Genomic DNA, 16496 nt, shown 5'->3' with positions numbered 1-16496 from the left:
CGGCCGGCCCGGTTCCGGGGAGAGCCCTGGCTCCGAGGCCGTGACTTCGGGATCGTGCTTTCGTACGAGCGTCCGGGCTCCGGGGACACTCGACTCGGCGGATCGGCACAACACCGCCCTCGACCGGGCACGTAAGGGTGAGCCGCTGCCTCGCAGGGGGTATCCTGGTGTGTTGTGCGGTTCTTGAACGGACAACGGCCCACCACGGACCTGACCTACGACGACGTTTTCCTCGCCCCGGTGCGCTCGGGGGTGGAGTCCCGGTTCGACGTGGATCTGTCGACCGATGACGGCTCGGGTACGACGCTGCCGATCGTGGTCGCCAACATGACGGCCGTGGCGGGACGACGAATGGCCGAGACGATCGCCCGGCGGGGCGGCCTCGTGGTGCTGCCGCAGGACGTGGCCCCGGAGGCCGTGGCCGAGATCGTCTCCTGGGTGAAGTCGCGGCACACCGTCTGGGACACCCCGCTGGTGTTGCACGAGGGCGACGCGGTCGCCGACGCGCTCAACCTGCTGCCGAAGCGGGCGCACGGCGCGGTGGTGATCGTCGACGACGACGGCCGCCCGCTGGGGGTGGTGGACGAGCGGTGCTGCACCGGGGTGGACCGGTTCGCCCGGCTCGGCGAGGTCGCCGACCGCGACCCGGTGGTGCTGCCGCTGGAGACCAAGCCACGCGAGGTGTTCGAGTCGCTGCACCAGCGGGGCAGCGAGGTGGCGCTCGCCGTGAACGGCGCGGGTGAGCTCGCAGGGATCATGACGCGGCGGGGCGCGCTGCGTTCCGAGATCTACACCCCGGCGGTTGACGCCGAGGGCAGGCTGCGCGTGGCCGCCGCCGTGGGAGTCAGCGGCGACGTCGCGGGCAAGACCTCGGCGCTGCTGGACGCCGGGGTGGACATGCTGGTCGCCGACACCGCGCACGGTCATCAGGAGAAGATGATCGCCGCGCTGCGTGCGATCCGTTCCGTCTCCGGCGAGGTGCCGGTGGTGGCGGGCAACGTGGTCACCGCCGAGGGGGTGCGCGACCTCGCGGAGGCCGGGGCCGACGTGATCAAGGTCGGTGTCGGGCCGGGCGCGATGTGCACCACCAGGATGATGACCGGCGTGGGCAGGCCGCAGTTCTCCGCCGTCGCCGAGTGCGCCGAAGCGGCGGCCGAGCTGGGCAAGCGGATCTGGGCCGACGGCGGTGTCCGGCACCCCAGGGACGTGGCGCTCGCGCTGGCCGCGGGCGCGGCCTCGGTGATGGTCGGCTCCTGGTTCGCGGGCACTTACGAGTCGCCCGGCGACATGCAGCGCGACGAGCACGGCAACGCCTACAAGGAGTCCTTCGGGATGGCCTCCAAGCGTGCCGTCACCGCGCGCACCCGTTCGGACAGTGGCTTCGACCAGGCGCGCAAGGCGTTGTTCGAGGAGGGCATCTCCAGTTCGCGGATGCGGTTGGACCCCAACGCGCCGGGTGTGGAGGACCTGCTCGACGAGATCAGTTCGGGGCTGCGCTCCTCCTGCACCTACGCGGGCGCCCGCACGCTCCCGGAGTTCCACGACCGGGCCGTGGTGGGTATCCAGTCGGCCGCGGGTTTCGCCGAGGGCAGGCCGCTGCCCAGCGGTTGGTGACCTCTACCGGGGCCGAGCGACACCGGCTCGGCCCCGCTCCGCTCCGGAACGAGCCCAGCCTCCCCGCGCCGGAGTGACTCCGTTCCTCCGCTTTCAGTAGACGCGGCGGGCACTCGCGCCCCGCGGCGGAGCCTCTCGCACACCGCTTCGACGTCCCGGGCCTCCGGAGATCGAGCGGGCCCATCGCGTGGGTCTCAGTCTACGTAACGGGTTACTGATGCGCGCCACGCCGCGATCGACTACACATGTCCGTGAAGGTTGTCCCGTTCCACGGGCTCGGAGTCACTGCACGAGAGCACCGGACAGCCGCGTGCGCCGAAAAGGACGGTTACCACCAGCAGGTAGGCGAACAGGCGATCGAGCGGTTACGAGAACGGTGTCCCGAACCCGCTCACGGAAAGCTGTAGCGATGCAAGAAAGAGAGATCCGCGCCTTCGTGACCATCGCCGACGCCAGGCGTATGGACCGTGCGGCACAACAGCTCGGATACTCGCAACCGGCAATCAGTTACCAGATCAAGTGCTTGGAGAAGTCGCTACGGACGAAGCTCTTCGAACGAACCCCGGAAGGGGTGAGGCTCACCGACTCCGGGAGGAGGATGCTCCCGACCGCGCGGGAGATGCTGGCGCTCATGGAGCGCATGAAGCGGATCTCCGGGGTTGGCGGAAACACCGGGGTTGGCGGAAACACCGGGATCGACGGGGTCGCGTCCGAGCTCGACCACCTGCTGAGCGAAGGGGCCGGCGCACCTTCGAGCACCCCCCGGTAACACGCGGTGGGGTCCGCGGCCGGGAACCGATTCCCAGGGGTCCCGGCCCCGTACCCGCAACACTTCCTCACACGACCGCGGCCGTTCCCGGCGAACCGCGCCCCACCGGTGACAACCAGTGGGGGATACACGCTCCCCACTGGTTGGACGAGTGCCGACGCGAGCAGCGCCCCGAGTTCGAGTACCGCTTCGACGAGCGCACCGGCTTCCTCGTAGCTCCCGGTTCACCGCCGAATGTCCCTCGTCCCCGTATTCTCCACCCCAGCGGCGGCGGGGCGGAGCGAAGGGACGTTCGAGCGGGTAGACCCTCGTCCAGGAGCGGACGACCGTGTGCCAGTCGCTGTCGGAGAGGAACTCCCGCCCCGACCGACGAAGTGCTGTCAGTGCTTCCGGAACCTACTCGGGACCGGTCTGTTGCGCGTGGCGCGCGGAAACCGCAGGACACCACGGAAGTCAACCCCGTGGAACGAGTCGGGCAAAGCCCGAGAATCACCCGCTGGGCGGATTCACCGAAAACAGCGGCAGTAGATCCGAGCACGGAACGACACCGTGAAAAATCCGTACGGAAATTTTTCGATGAACCGAATGCACCGCGAAGAATCCCTCCGAATTCTCCCCGACGGGAGGGCTTCACAGGAAATCGCCGTAGATCCGTGCGAGCTCGTCCCTGGAATGCACCCCCAGCTTGCGGTAGGCGTTCTGCAGATGCGACTCGACCGTACGAGTGGATATCCCCAGGTCACCGGCCACATCGGCCGACGAGCTCCCCGCGAGCACCCGACGCGCGATCTGCTTCTCACGCTTGGTAAGCGGCACTTCGGCCGCTCGGGCGGCGTTGAGCAGACTTCTGGCGCCCAACGACTCGGCCAGACCGGCACCGGAGTGCTCCACGCCCGTGGCGGCGACCGTGCGGCCACGAGCGCGGAACTCACCTCCCGCAGCCAGCAGAGCCTCCGCGGCCAACAGCCGCATTCCCCTCGCGTCCAACTCCTCGGAGACCCGCACCAACCCGTCCGGTTCCCCGGCCGCGAGCGCCCGTACGTAACGGACCCAGCTCGCCACGACCACGCCCTGCAGCTCCCCCTCTATCTCGGCCAGCGCACGAGACGCCTCCTCACCCCAGCCGAGGCGTGCTATGTCGAGCAACGTGCGTGCCGCGTACAACAGCGCACCCGAGTTCCTGGCCTCGGCAACGCACTCCCACAGTTCTTGCCGCCTCCGGCTCAGGTCGGTACCACCACTCTCGATCCACGCCCTGGCGCCGGCGAGCTCGGGCACGAAGCACTCCCGCAGGGGCAGTTCCTCGCCCTCCTCCAGTGCGCGTTCCGCCTGCTCCGACTCCCCGCACATGGCGGCGACCCGAGCCAGGTTTCCCAGGCAGGCACCGTGCACGGCCGGCCCCAGACTCGTGGGGCGGCGCCGCATGATGCCCGCTGCCTCCAGCAGACACGACATGGCCGTCCGCAGATTCCCGGTGAGCATCTCCACTTCGCTCCACGCCGCGGCCCACATCGCCTGCTCCGGCAGCCTGCGATTGCGCAGCGTCTCGTAATAGCCGGAGTGAGCACGTCGCCGGGCCTCGTGGAATTCCCCCGCGTAGGCGAGCGCGGTAACGGACACGATCTGGTCGAGATCGGACGGCGGACGCTGGTCCGGGCCGGAGACACGTGTCAGGGAGCCAACGGCATCGACCGCCTCGTGCAACCGCCCCGTCCAGGTCAGCGCGCTGATCCTGGCGGCGGTCAGCGCCGGGATCGAGGACTCCTCCACTTCCGCGAGTATCGCGCGCATCCGTCCCGCGTTGGCCGCCATGCCCACCCGCAGCGCCACCGCGTACTGATACCGCGAGTCCTCGGGCGGTAGATGTGCGGTGATCTCGTTCACCAACTCTTCGGCGGCCTTGGCACGGCCGGCGACCATGAACAGGTTGGCGGCCAGCCCCAACGTGAGGTCGACGCGCAGATCCTTGTCCGAGGTACGACATCTGGCCCGCCTGAAATAGCTCTCCGCCTCGTCCACGCGCCCCAACCACAGCCCGCACTCACCCGCGACGGCCAGTGCCTCGGAAGTCGCCTCGGGAGAGTCCGCTCCCGCGAAGCGGCTGAGTTCCCAGCCGATTCCGTAGTCCCCTCCGTCCATCGCGGCCCGCGCGGCCCGCAGCACGAGATCCGTGTCGACCCGTTCATCGCACTCCTCGCTGTCGCACAGCACGTGAACCAGTTCCGCGCTGGCGATGGGCGTGTCGGCGAGCATCGAACGGACGAGCGCGGAGCGTCGCCTGCGACGCTCCAGCCGAGGGGTGCATTCGCGCAGCAGGACTCCGTAGAGGGGATGGGTCAGTCGGACCGAGTCGCGCCCCTCCAGCCGAACGACGCCCTCGGCTTCGGCCGCCGAGGGAACAGGGTGTTCCAGCACCCTCTCCAACGCGGATATCGGCAACGTGTCCCCCGCCATCGCCAGCCATGTCGCCACTTCGAGGGCTTCCGCGGAAGCGTGGCGCAGCCGGTCGCTCAACAGCCGCTGCAGCCGATCCGACAACGGCGGCACTTCGAGCAGCTCCCAGAGACCGTCCTGGTTGCGTGCGATGGCTCCGGCTTCCAGCGCGCCGCGCAGCAACTCCCGCATCCAGAGCAGGTTGCCCTCGGTGGCCTCCGCGACCGAGCGCACCAGGACGCCGTTCACCGGCCCTCCGAGGTTCTCGTGCAGGTAAGTGGAGATCTCGGTGATCCGCAACGGGCGCAGGGAGACAAACCGGCCGCCCAGGTCCTTCCACAGCGCGGTCACCGTGTCCGGCCCCTCCGCGTCGGTGTCCAGAGTCAGCACCACGAGCGCGTGGCCGCTTCCCGCGAGCGCGTGCAACAACGTCGCCGATTCGGGGTCGAGCAGCTGCGCGTCGTCGACGGCGACCACTTGGCGGGTTCGCGAGGACTGCTCCGCGTACAGCGCGACCATGGTGCGAATCAGCTCGGTGGGGGCCGACCATCCCGAAACGTGTTGCGGCAGCATCCTTGCCACGGCACCGAACGGGATGTTCCGCGCGGCGGAGGTGGCCCGGGCGAGCTCCACCGACGCACCGAGCTCCCGCGACATTCGCAGTGCGGCTTCGAGCATCCGGGATCTGCCGGTGCCCCGAGAACCGGTGATGGCGATTACCGAACACCGGGGATCGGTCAATCCCTCGTACACCGCGGCGAGTTCGGCTTCCCTACCCACGAATGGTTCACTATCCAGCACAATCGTATTTCTAGTCCATTCGTGGTGCCGGGCCAACGCTCCGGGCGACTGACGCGGGCCGGTGAGCCTCCCGGAGCGTGTGCCGTGCGTCGACTCCGCCGAGGACGCTGGACCAGCTCGGCACGACGCGGGAAGCGGAGGAGGCCCACCTCGCGGCTTCCGGCAACACCCGGTTCCCGAGAACGGTCACTCGTCGACGAGCGGAGGCCGCGCGCCGCGTCCGCGCGGGCAGTGGAGCTCCCCGAGTCGGGCGAGGCATCACAGCAACTCCAGCAGCGCGTGCAGCGCCGGGTTGTCGTTGCCGTCCCGCCAGGCCAGGTGCAGCTCCACCGGTTCCGGTTCGGGCAGGCGCACCTCCCGGAACACGACGCCCTCCAGCCGGAGCCGGGTGGCGATGGACGGTACGAGGGTGATCCCCAGACCCACCGCCACCAGCGCCAACAGGGTGTGCACCTGGCTCACGTGCTGCACGTAGTTCGGCCGCACCGCGGCCTCCCGGAAGACGCCCACCAGCAGTTCGTGGAAGTAGCGCGCCTCGGAGGGCGAGTAGGTCACCACGTCGGCGCCGTCGAAGGCGCTCAACTCCAGCGGTCCGGGGGCCGAGGCCAGCGGGTGGTTCGCGGGCAGCGCCGCCAGCAGCGGCTCGCGGCGCAGCAGCCGGGAGCGCAGGTCCTGCCTGCCCGGCGGTCGCACCAGCCCGAGGTCGAGCGCTCCGGCGGAGAGCCGTTCGAGCTGCTCCCTGGTGACCAGTTCGCGCAGCACGAGCTCGACGTGCGGCAGGTGTTGTCGAGCCGTGTCGATCATTCCGCCCAGCACACCGTAGGCCGAGGTCGCGGTGAATCCCACCCGCACCGCGCCCTCCTGGCCCGCGGTCACCCGCCGCACCGAGAGCGCGGCGGTCTCGGCCTCGTAGAGCAGCCTCCGCGCGTCCGGCAGGAACGAGCGCCCGGCCGGGGTGAGCCACACCGTTCGGCTGGCCCGGTGGAACAACCGGACCTGTAGTTCCTTCTCCAGTTGCTGGATCTGCCGACTCAGCGGGGGCTGGGTCATGCGCAGCCGCTGCGCGGCCCGCCCGAAGTGGCCTTCCTCGGCGACCGCGACGAAGCCGGCCAGCTGGGTGAGTGTGAACATCGATACTTTCGGGGTATTGGTGGATGCTTAATCGGAGTTAGACGCGCATCGACGGTTAACTCTAGCGTCACCTCCAACCAACGTCCGGAACCGGAGGAAGACGAACCGATGCCCCACCTCTCACCAACCGAGGTCGCCCGCCGGCTGGCTTCCGGGCTGCTCTCGTTCCCGGTGACCCATTTTCGGCAGGACCTGAGCTTCGATGAGTCCGCCTACCGCGAGAACATCCGATGGCTCGCCGGGCACGGCGCCACCGGGCTGTTCGCGGCGGGCGGGACCGGGGAGTTCTTCTCCCTCACCCCGGCCGAGGTCGAGACGGTGGTCACCGCCGCGGTCGAGGAGGTGCCGCCGAACCTGCCGGTGATCGCCCCGGCGGGACACGGCACGGCCACAGCGGTGGAGATGGCCCGGGCCGCCGAACGGGCGGGGGCGCACGGACTGCTGTTGCTGCCGCCCTACCTCACCGAGGCCGACCAGGAGGGACTCGCGGCGCACGTTCGCCGCGTCTGTGCCGCCACCGACCTCGGTGTGATCATCTACAGCCGTGCCAACGCGATCTTCACCGACACCACGGTGGCTCGCCTGGCCGAGGACTGCCCGAATCTGATCGGTTTCAAGGACGGCGTCGGCCACATCGAGCGGATGACGCGCATCTACTCCCGCATGGGTGACCGCCTCACCTACATCGGAGGGCTGCCCACCGCCGAGACGTTCGCACTGCCCTATCTGGAAATGGGGGTGAGCACGTACTCCTCGGCGATGTTCAACTTCGTGCCCGAGTTCGCCCTGCGGTTCTACGAGGCGGTGCAGCGCCGGGACCGGGACACGGTCTACCGCTACCTGAACGAGTTCGTACTGCCCTACTGCGAGATCAGGGACCGCCGGGCCGGTTACGCGGTCAGCATCGTCAAGGCGGGCATGCGGGTGATCGGCCGTCCCGCGGGGCCGGTACGGCCGCCGCTGGTGGATCTGGACGAAACCGAACAGGCGATGCTCGACAACCTCGTGCAACGGATATCGGAGGAGTGAGAACGATGACGCGACCCACCGGACACATGCTCGTCGCGGGAGCGGAGATCCTCGGCAAGGGCACGGGGATCCGTGCCGTGGACCCGGCCACCGGGCAACCACTGGAGCCGGAGTTCGGCCACGGCACCCCCGCCGACGTCGACCGGGCCTGCGCCGCCGCGGAGGAAGCGTTCCCCGCCTATCGGGCCGCCCCGCGAAGCGATCGCGCGGCGCTGCTGGACCGGATCGCCGACAACATCGACGCGCTCGGCGAGACGCTGGTCGAACGCGCGCACTCCGAGAGCGGACTGCCGAAGGCACGGCTGACCGGCGAGGTCGGCCGCACCACCGGGCAGCTGCGGATGTTCGCCTCGCTGGTCCGGCAGGGCGACTTCGAGGCGCCACGTGTCGACCCCTCCCCCGCCGCCGACGACGGTTCCCGTTCCCGGCCCGACATCAGGCAGCGCCGGATTCCGCTGGGACCGGTGGCGGTGTTCGGCGCGAGCAACTTCCCGCTGGCCTTCTCCGTGGCGGGCGGTGACACCGCCTCCGCGCTGGCGGCCGGTTGCCCGGTGGTGGTCAAGGCGCACGACGCCCACCCCGGCACCTGCGAGCTGGTCGCGCGAGCCGTGACCCGGGCGGTCACCGAGCTCGACATGCCCGCCGGCACCTTCTCGATGCTGTTCGGCTCCGGGCCCGAGCTGGGCACCGCACTGGTCACGGACCCGCGGATCCAGGCGGTCGGCTTCACCGGTTCCCGCTCCGGTGGACTGGCGCTGCTGGCGGCGGCGCAGTCGCGGCCACGCCCGATCCCGGTGTTCGCGGAGATGAGCAGCACCAACCCGGTCTTCCTGCTGCCCAACGCGCTCGCCGAGCGGGCCGGGGACATCGCCACCGGTTTCGTCGGCTCGCTGACCTCGGGAGCCGGCCAGTTCTGCACCAACCCGGGACTGGTGGTCGCGGTCGACGGGCCGGAGCTGCGGGAGTTCCTGAGCAACGCCGCCGACTCGGTCGCGGCGAGCGAACCGAGCACGATGCTCACCCCCGACATCGCCCACGCCTACGCCGCACGACTGGACGAACTCGCGGCACACCCCTCGGTCGAGGAACTGGCACGGGCAACCGGGACGGACCGGCCGAACACCTGCCGCCCCGCCCTGCTGGCCACCGATGCGAGCGAGTTCCTCGCCGACGAGACGCTGCACCAGGAGGTGTTCGGCGCGTGCTCACTGGTGGTCCGCTGCCGCGACGCCGAACAGCTCCGCGAGGTCGCGCGGAACCTGGAGGGCCAGCTGACCGCCACGGTGCACGCCGCGACGGCCGACCACTCCGAGGCCGCCGCGCTGCTGCCGCTGCTGGAGCGGTGCGCGGGACGCGTCCTGTTCGACGGCTGGCCGACCGGGGTGCAGGTGGGCCACGCGATGGTCCACGGTGGACCGTTCCCCGCCACCTCGGACTCCCGCGGCACCTCGGTGGGAACTCTGGCCGTGGAGCGGTTCCTGCGGCCGGTCGCCTACCAGGACGTCCCCGAGACGCTGCTGCCCGACTCGGTCGCGCCGGGCAACCCCGAACAGCTGTGGCGCCGGGTCGACGGCGAACCGGGACGGCGCTGAAGCGGGCGGAGGCGAACACGGCGCTCGGGCGTGCTGGGCCACCTGTTCTTCCTCGGTAACCGCGAGCGGACCGCTCCGGACTACCGTGCCCCCCGGAGAACCCGGAGAACCCGACGAACCCGGCGAGTGGAAACGGCTGCGCCACGAGCGGGAGTTGAGCTGAGGCGCGCACTCCAACAACCACTTCGACGTGTCGCTTGCGATGTTCATCCACGTCGCGGGCGCCGCACCGGATGGGATCACCGCGTCGGCCCGGCGGTCGAAAAGCACTTTCCGCCGGGTCCTCCCACACCGCGCAGGAGGCGCTGATGCCTACCGGAGCGACGGCTCGCTCGGAACGGGTAGCTTTCTAACCCCGGGGTGGCCGCGGCTGCCGCACCCTCGATCCCACCCACGGCGGTGGAGATCTCCGAAAGTATCGCAAACCTTCAGGACCGAGTAGTGACGATTCCACGAATTACCGAGGTTTTTGCTGATGGAACAAGAAGAAGGCAACAAGACGGCCGTGGACACCCCGGGTAGATCATTCCTGGGCCGAATCCGGAATTTCGGGCCGGGAATCGTGGCCGTCCTGAGCATGATGGGAGCCGGTGACCTCGTCACCGCCTCCGTGTCGGGCTCGAGCTACGGGTACAACCTCATGTGGCTGCTCGCCCTTTCCCTGATCGTTCGGTTCGTCATCGTGAACCTCATGGGCAGGTATCAGATTCTGAACCTGAAGGGGCAGACGATAGTCGAGGGCTACAACGATGTCTCCAAGTACTACCCGTGGTTCATCGGAATCGCCATCCTCGTCAGTGGTCACTTCTTCAATGCCTACATGATCACCGGGGCGGGCGAGGCCCTCGCTTGGATATTCAGTATCGGCCATCCGTTCTTGTGGTCGTGCGCAGTGGTGCTGCTCAGCCTGTTCGTCATCGGGCGTAATGTCTACAACACCATCGAGAAGCTCCTCAAACTCCTCCTGGTGTTGATGACGACCGCCTTCCTGGGGCTGGCGATCTACTCGGTTCCCGATGTGGGTGGGATCGTCAAGGGCACGGTGGGATTCGGCATCCCGAGCGATACCGGCGCCTTCGGGGTCTTCGCCGTCGCCCTCTCGCTGATCGGAGCGGTGGCGGGATCGATGGCCAACTTCCTGTACCCCTACTTCGTGCAGGAGAAGGGTTGGAAGGGCGTGCGCCACAAGAAGATCCAGCGCAACGACATCCTGTTCGGCATCTGCGCCGCCATCGTGATCAACCTGACGGTCTGGGTCGTCGGCGCCGAGATCCTCAGCCCGAACAACATCGAGGTCAACAGCCTGGAGGACATCTCCAAGGCCCTGTCGCTGCACCTGGGCACGTTCGGCGCCGTCGTCTTCTACCTCGGAGCGTTCGGAATCCTCTACAGCAGCGTGATCGGGTATGCGAACGGTTTCCCCAAAATCATCATCGACTGTTTGCACATAATCAGGCCGGAGCGCCGGGGGAAGTTCGGACGGAAGTTCGACGACGACCCGTGGTTCAAGTGGTTCAGCCTGTTCATTCTGATCTCGCCCATCATCTGGTCCATTCCCGGAATGCCCGGGTTCGTCGAGATGGCGATCTTCGTCACCGGGATGCAGGCCGTAGTCGTGCCGATCACGGCGATCGGCCTCATGATTCTCGTGAACAAATCGAGCCACCTGGGCGAGCACAAGGCGAACATCGGGGAGAACACCGTGCTGGTCCTGACCACCGCCCTGGCGATCTGGGTGAGCATCAAAGCGGTCATGGGCTGGTTCTAGTACCGCAGCCGGGTCTCGGTGATCCTTGCCGGTGCCCGGCTCAACCCGATTTTCCGCTGGTTACGTTTCAGGAGGAGGCGGTGCCCGGCAGGCTCGCCGAGTACCGCCTCACGTGCATCAACATCCCCGCGCTCAACCGGCGAGGTTCAGCAGTGCCGTGTAGGCCTCACGACGCATACTCGCCCCTTTGAGTCGCGAGGTTCGTTCCGCCCCGAGCACACCGAGGCAGTGTGCTCGGTTCCGTTCGGGGGACCGACGCCACCTGTCGAAAACACCGAGGACGACCCACGCGCTCACATGACTGTCAACGGCTCGCCCTCGACGTCGAGCTCGACGATGGCGCGACTGCCCAGCGACACCAGCTGTTCGAGTGCGTCGCGATCCAGACTGAGCACGAAACTCTCCGAGGAACCGAACGCGAGGCTGGCCTGCTCGTTTAGCCGGTCCACCTCACAGCGGACCGCCACCCCACGGGCCATCTCCACGTAGGACTCCACCGATACCCCGGTGCGCCGGTAAAGACTGATGATCCAAGCTCCTTGCCGGTCGATACGATGGTTGATCGAGCTGACAGGAATGGTGGCCACCACAACCAAGATAAGACTGACCGTCAGTCTTTGACAGCCATCTGATCGGGTGAGTTACGAGAGGAAGCGCATGGGCCGTGCCCGTCAGACGTTCGAGCGGCGGCAACTGGGGCTCACCCTGCGTCGACTCCGGGAACAAGCAGGCAAATCACAGCACGCCGCTGCGCAGGAGATCGGCAAGGCGCGCTCGCGGTTGGTCCAGATCGAGGACGGCGAGGGAACCCTGCCACCGGACAGTCTCGACAGCCTACTCGATCTCTGCTCGGTAGAGCCTCAGGAACGGGAAACGGTACAAGCGCTGGCGGGCTCGGCCCGAAAACGCCAGAAACGCAGAGCGTACGTGGACACGCTGCCCGATGCCTACCAGCGGTTCGCCGATCTGGAAAGCAACGCGATCGAGATCAAAGCGTTCGAACCGAGCATCGTCCCCGGACTACTGCAGTCGCCTTCCTACATCCGTTCGGTCATCGAATCATGGCAGGGCATCCTCAACGACTTCACACCGGAGGAAGTGGAGCAGCGCATCGACTACCGGATACACCGCCAGTCGAGGGCGCTGCACAGTGAGAAACCCGGAAGTGTCCGCGTCGTGCTTTCGGAACACGCGATCACGGACCTGAAAGCCACTCCGGCCCTGTTGACCGAGCAGCTGAAGCAGATAATGTCACTACTGGACGAGTACGAAAACCTCTCCGTAGCAGTACTACCTGCGGGCACTCCGTGGAATCCGGCTTGCGGCGGCGGGTTCACGCTGTTCGGTTTCGGTGAGCAAGGCACGCCGGTAGCCTTCTCATCGGTACTTTACGGCCCTTCGGTCTACCTCGACGGCATCGAGGACACGAACGTGTTCTACCTATTGTTCGACCGAATACACGAACTCGCGCTCGATCACGAGGAATCGCGAGATTTCATGGAACGCACTCTTGAGGAGTTCTTCTGATGTACGACACCGGCTGGATCAAGAGCAGTCGCAGTTCCGGAGCCAGCGACAACTGCGTGGAGGTACGACTCACCGACACCGCCGTGGGCGTCCGCGACTCCAAGAACCCCGACGGCCCCGTCCACACCTTCACTCACCACGCCTGGCGCGCCTTCCTCCACACCACGACCGAACCCGCCGAGGACCGCCGCTGGTGAAACCACGCCGAGTCCACCGGGACGGAGTTAGCACGATCGGCTGGCCTGCTCGCGCGCCGGGTGTGCCCCCGTGGTTCCGGCTGTAGTACAACCGGCGACGAAGGGTAACCATCACGGCGCTTTCCGCATCGCGTTCCCGTCGTGCGCGGCAACGCGGCGGAACCGAGGAGGTCCAGATTGCGTACTCGACGAACCCGAGCGGCCACTGCCGGGATCGGCGCGGCGGCACTGGCCGCGGCCGCTTCCGGGGCGGTACTCCCCGCCACGAGCGCGGCGGAACCGGCACGACAGCAGCCGCCGCCCGGCTGTGAGACGGACTGTGAAAAGGTCTTCGACCTGTCGCTGCCCTACGACGTGCGCTTCACGGGTTGGCGGGACGACTCGGCTCCCGGTGGTCGCAGCGTGCTCGCCTACTACATCGGGGACGAGCTGCACGACAGCCGGGAGCTGCCCGACAGGGGCGTGCAGGACGCCGAGTGCGGTTGGGACGGCGACGCGCAGCGGTGCGCGGTGACCTACTACACCGGTGCGCACAGCACGGGCGCGTTGTCGGCACTACTCACCGCCGATCGCGGTATCGAGGAGACCGACAGCGTGCGGGGCGGGGCCCCGGGCGCGACGCTCCGTCAACTGGACGGCAACGGACGACCGGACGTGGCGCTGCGGCAGAGCACCTACGACCCGAACTACGCGGACGCACCGAGGTACTGGGAGACCTACCTGGAGTTCGAGGGGAAGTTCGTGCGGACCGGCTGCGGCGCTCCGGAGCAGCAGCCCTCACCCGCGCCGACCGAACCGCTGTACGGCAGCTGCGCCTACTACTGAGCCGCGTTTCCCCACCGCTACGGCCGTCGAACCGTCAACCGGCCCCGGGCCACCATCGGTACTCGGATTTTCCGGGCTGCGGGGGTGGCTGGGCGCGATTTCTCGCGAAATCGCGCCCAGCCACGCGGTATCCGAGAACTCGGCCCCGGAGCGGAGCGTCAGCTCATGAACTCACCCTCCAGCATCTCGGTGACCAGGGCGGCCACCGGGGACCGCTCGGAGCGGGTCAGTGTGACGTGCGCGAACAGCGGGTGCCCCTTGAGCTTCTCGATCACGGCCGCGACGCCGTCGTGCCTGCCGACCCGCAGGTTGTCGCGCTGCGCCACGTCGTGGGTGAGCACCACCCGCGAATTGGCACCCAGCCGCGACAGCACCGTCAGCAGCACGTTGCGCTCCAGCGACTGCGCCTCGTCGACGATCACGAAGGAGTCGTGCAGCGAGCGCCCCCTGATGTGGGTCAGCGGCAGCACCTCGAGCATCTCCCGGTCGATGACCTCGTCGATGACGTTCTGCCCCGCGAGCGCGCCCAGCGTGTCGTAGACCGCCTGGCCCCAGGGCTGCATCTTGTCGTCCTCGCTGCCGGGCAGGTAGCCGAGCTGCTGGCCGCCCACCGCGTAGAGCGGCCGGAACACCATCACCTTGCGGTGCCTGTTCTGCTCCATGACGGATTCCAGCCCGGCGCACAGCGCCAACGCGGACTTGCCGGTTCCGGCCCGGCCGCCCAACGAGACGATGCCGACCTCGGGGTCCAGTAACAGGTCCAGGGCTATCCGCTGTTCGGCGGAGCGACCGTGCAGCCCGAACGCCTCGCGCTCACCGCGCACCAGCCGCACCGTCTTGTCCGGGGTCACCCGACCCAGCGCGTTCTTCGTTCCCGCGAGCAGCCGCAACCCGGTGTTGACCGGTAGTTCGGCGGCTTCCGCCAACTCCACCGAGCCGGACTTGAACAGCGTGTCCACCTCGTTGGGCGGCACGTCCAGATCGGCCATGCCGGACCAGCCGGTGGAGATCACGTCCTGCGCCCGGTACTCGTCCGCGTCGAGCGCCACGGCGGCGGCCTTGACCCGCAGCGGCATGTCCTTGCTGATCAGGGTCACCAGGTGACCGTCACCGGCCAGGTTCAGCGCGCACGCCAGGATGCGGGCGTCGTTGGACTCGTTGCGAAACCCCGGAGGCAGCACTTCGGGATCGGAGTGGTTCAACTCGACGTGCAGTCGACCACCCGACTCACCGACCGGAACCGGCTCGTCCAGCTTGCCGTGTCGCAGTCGCAGATCGTCGAGGCCACGCAGTGCCTCGCGTGCGAACCAGCCCAGTTCGGGGTGGTGGCGCTTGCCTTCCAACTCGCTGATCACGACCAGTGGCAGGACGACACTGTGCTCGGCGAACCTGGTGAAAGCCCAGGGGTCCGACAACAGCACAGAAGTGTCCAGGACGTAGCTACGCGCTCCCCTTCCCTCGGACGCGTCCGACGGACGCGGTGCGGGAGCTGAGGAATTCACGCTTTCGGAACCGGACAGGGGCTCCGCTTGCTGGGAACGTCGTGTCATCACGGCTACTCCCTAACGGGCACGAGCGATCGTGCCCGTTCGTCGGCGGGCCGGGCCGCCCCGCACCCCCCGTCGGAGTCGGGCCGTGGGCAGCCACCCGGTGGAGCCCGATCCGACCTTCGACACGGGTGAAGGGCCTCCCCGGACGGGCCGCAGCTGCACGACCCGTCACCGGGGACGCTACCCGTGTGATCGGACGTTGGCAGGCAGCCACACAGGTGATTAAACGAATCGTCACCCAAAAGCCACAGTGTGCACACCCGCACGGCCCCTACGGTGAACCCATCACCCGACAGTGGGTAGTGGGTGGTTTCGCATCCCGCACGCCGCACGGAATCGATCCCGTGGTTCGCACCGCCGCCATCGAGTCAGCGACGGGAGACGCCGCTCAACCACTCCCGGTGCCCCGGATGACGCACCCGGTCGGCGGCGACCCCGGCCGCGAACGCCAGCGTGTCCGGCAGGTGGGAAAGCGGGGCGCCACCGGCTACGGCGTGGACCACCGCACCGTGGAACACATCGCCCGCGCCGAGCGTGTCCACCGCCTCGACAGCAGGTACCGGAACGCTGCCGCTCGCGCCGTCCGGCGACCACCAGAGCACGTCCCGGGGGCCACGGGTGACCGCCACGGCCCCCGCACCACGTTCGAACAGGGCGGCGGGCTGCTCCTCGAGCTCAGTGGTACCGGGCGCCCGGAAGTCGGCGGAACAGACCGCGAGGTCCACTCGGGGCAGGATCTCGGCGAGCACGGGTTTCCAGCTGCCGCCGTCGAGCACCACGGGAGCACCTGCTCGTTCGGCGTGCCGCACGGCGGCTCGGGCGAGCACCGGACGGTGCCCGTCCACGAGCACCGCGTCGGGCAGGTCCCGCAGCAGTGCTCCCGGTTCCGGAGCGGCATCCGGCGGGGGACGCGAGACCACGCTGCGACTGCCGGTCGTGCTGTGCACGGTCACGGCGGAGACCACCGGCGGCGTCCCGCTGTCGGGAGTGACGTCGAGCAGTTCGACTCCGTACTCGGCGAGCTCGTCCGCCACGACACCGGCCATCGGATGGCTCCCCAGCGCCGTCAGCAGGCTCACCCCGGAACCGAGCGCGGCGGCGGTCACGGCTGCCCCGGTGGCAGGCCCGCCCGCGCTCAGCTCGGCCCGCTCGGCGGTGGTCTTCTCGTTCGGCCCGGGGAACTCGGCCACCCGTTGCAGCAGGTCCAGCGTCACCATTCCGGCACACAGCACGGCGCGTCGGCTCATCGGTCCTCCAATC

Annotated in this window: 13 protein-coding genes and 1 pseudogene; 9 read left to right on the top strand and 5 right to left on the bottom strand. The window is 68.3% G+C overall.

Going from position 1 to position 16496, the window contains the following annotated elements; translation table 11 throughout:
• Positions 1 to 174 precede the first annotated feature (174 nt).
• On the top strand, positions 175 to 1614 hold the full coding sequence (gene guaB1, locus BLR41_RS01420) for a GMP reductase (RefSeq protein ID WP_092625559.1): 1440 nt from the start codon (positions 175 to 177) through the stop codon (positions 1612 to 1614).
• 409 nt (positions 1615 to 2023) lie between these two features.
• Positions 2024 to 2383 (top strand): LysR family transcriptional regulator, encoded by a 360-nt coding sequence (locus BLR41_RS01415; protein ID WP_092625558.1) that lies wholly within the window; start codon positions 2024 to 2026, stop codon positions 2381 to 2383.
• A gap of 630 nt (positions 2384 to 3013) precedes the next feature.
• Here BLR41_RS01415 and BLR41_RS01410 read toward each other — a convergent pair.
• Together BLR41_RS01410 and BLR41_RS01405 are read right to left on the bottom strand one after the other, a co-directional pair.
• Positions 3014 to 5596: a LuxR C-terminal-related transcriptional regulator gene (locus BLR41_RS01410; protein WP_092625556.1), complete on the bottom strand. Its 2583-nt coding sequence runs from the start codon at positions 5594 to 5596 to the stop codon at positions 3014 to 3016.
• Between the two features lie 279 nt (positions 5597 to 5875).
• Complete coding sequence (locus BLR41_RS01405; RefSeq protein ID WP_092625554.1) at positions 5876 to 6748, bottom strand: LysR substrate-binding domain-containing protein; 873 nt, start codon at positions 6746 to 6748, stop codon at positions 5876 to 5878.
• 108 nt (positions 6749 to 6856) lie between these two features.
• Here BLR41_RS01405 and kdgD point away from each other — a divergent pair, with 108 nt between their 5' ends.
• From kdgD to BLR41_RS01385, 4 genes and pseudogenes are all read left to right on the top strand, one after another.
• Positions 6857 to 7777 (top strand): 5-dehydro-4-deoxyglucarate dehydratase, encoded by a 921-nt coding sequence (kdgD, locus tag BLR41_RS01400; protein WP_092625552.1) that lies wholly within the window; start codon positions 6857 to 6859, stop codon positions 7775 to 7777.
• A 5-nt stretch (positions 7778 to 7782) separates the two neighbouring features.
• The gene (locus BLR41_RS01395) at positions 7783 to 9369 is read left to right on the top strand and encodes an aldehyde dehydrogenase (NADP(+)) (protein ID WP_092625550.1); all 1587 of its coding nucleotides are present in this window, start codon (positions 7783 to 7785) and stop codon (positions 9367 to 9369) included.
• A gap of 163 nt (positions 9370 to 9532) precedes the next feature.
• Positions 9533 to 9616: pseudogene (locus BLR41_RS23925) on the top strand (enolase C-terminal domain-like protein); the annotation flags it as partial.
• A gap of 228 nt (positions 9617 to 9844) precedes the next feature.
• Positions 9845 to 11137 (top strand): Nramp family divalent metal transporter, encoded by a 1293-nt coding sequence (locus tag BLR41_RS01385; RefSeq protein ID WP_092625548.1) that lies wholly within the window; start codon positions 9845 to 9847, stop codon positions 11135 to 11137.
• 293 nt (positions 11138 to 11430) lie between these two features.
• Here BLR41_RS01385 and BLR41_RS01380 read toward each other — a convergent pair whose 3' ends face one another.
• Positions 11431 to 11724 carry a hypothetical protein gene (locus BLR41_RS01380; RefSeq protein WP_143012967.1) on the bottom strand — a complete coding sequence of 98 codons (294 nt, stop codon included), beginning with the start codon at positions 11722 to 11724 and terminating at the stop codon, positions 11431 to 11433.
• A gap of 70 nt (positions 11725 to 11794) precedes the next feature.
• Between BLR41_RS01380 and BLR41_RS01375 the strand changes: the two genes are divergently transcribed.
• The 3 genes from BLR41_RS01375 to BLR41_RS01365 all read left to right on the top strand — a co-directional run bounded on the left by BLR41_RS01375 (position 11795) and on the right by BLR41_RS01365 (position 13686).
• Complete coding sequence (locus BLR41_RS01375; RefSeq protein ID WP_092625544.1) at positions 11795 to 12664, top strand: helix-turn-helix domain-containing protein; 870 nt, start codon at positions 11795 to 11797, stop codon at positions 12662 to 12664.
• The gene (locus tag BLR41_RS01370; RefSeq protein WP_092625543.1) at positions 12664 to 12861 is read left to right on the top strand and encodes a DUF397 domain-containing protein; all 198 of its coding nucleotides are present in this window, start codon (positions 12664 to 12666) and stop codon (positions 12859 to 12861) included. The genes BLR41_RS01375 and BLR41_RS01370 overlap by 1 nt, the downstream gene beginning before the upstream one ends.
• 177 nt (positions 12862 to 13038) lie before the next feature.
• A complete protein-coding gene (locus BLR41_RS01365) occupies positions 13039 to 13686 on the top strand; it encodes a hypothetical protein (RefSeq protein WP_092625541.1) in 648 nt (215 codons plus the stop codon).
• 158 nt (positions 13687 to 13844) lie between these two features.
• Here BLR41_RS01365 and phoH2 read toward each other — a convergent pair whose 3' ends face one another.
• Complete coding sequence (gene phoH2 / locus BLR41_RS01360; RefSeq protein WP_092625539.1) at positions 13845 to 15236, bottom strand: RNA 5'-3' helicase PhoH2; 1392 nt, start codon at positions 15234 to 15236, stop codon at positions 13845 to 13847.
• 368 nt (positions 15237 to 15604) lie between these two features.
• Entirely contained in the window at positions 15605 to 16483 is an 879-nt protein-coding gene (locus tag BLR41_RS01355; protein WP_092625537.1) for a PfkB family carbohydrate kinase, read from the bottom strand.
• Positions 16484 to 16496: the final 13 nt, after the last annotated feature.

The sequence above is a fragment of the Actinopolyspora mzabensis genome (assembly GCF_900101095.1).
Lineage (GTDB): Bacteria > Actinomycetota > Actinomycetes > Mycobacteriales > Pseudonocardiaceae > Actinopolyspora > Actinopolyspora mzabensis.
The sequence above is the reverse complement of the archived record's forward strand: the minus strand, read 5'-3'. Positions and strand labels throughout refer to the sequence as shown.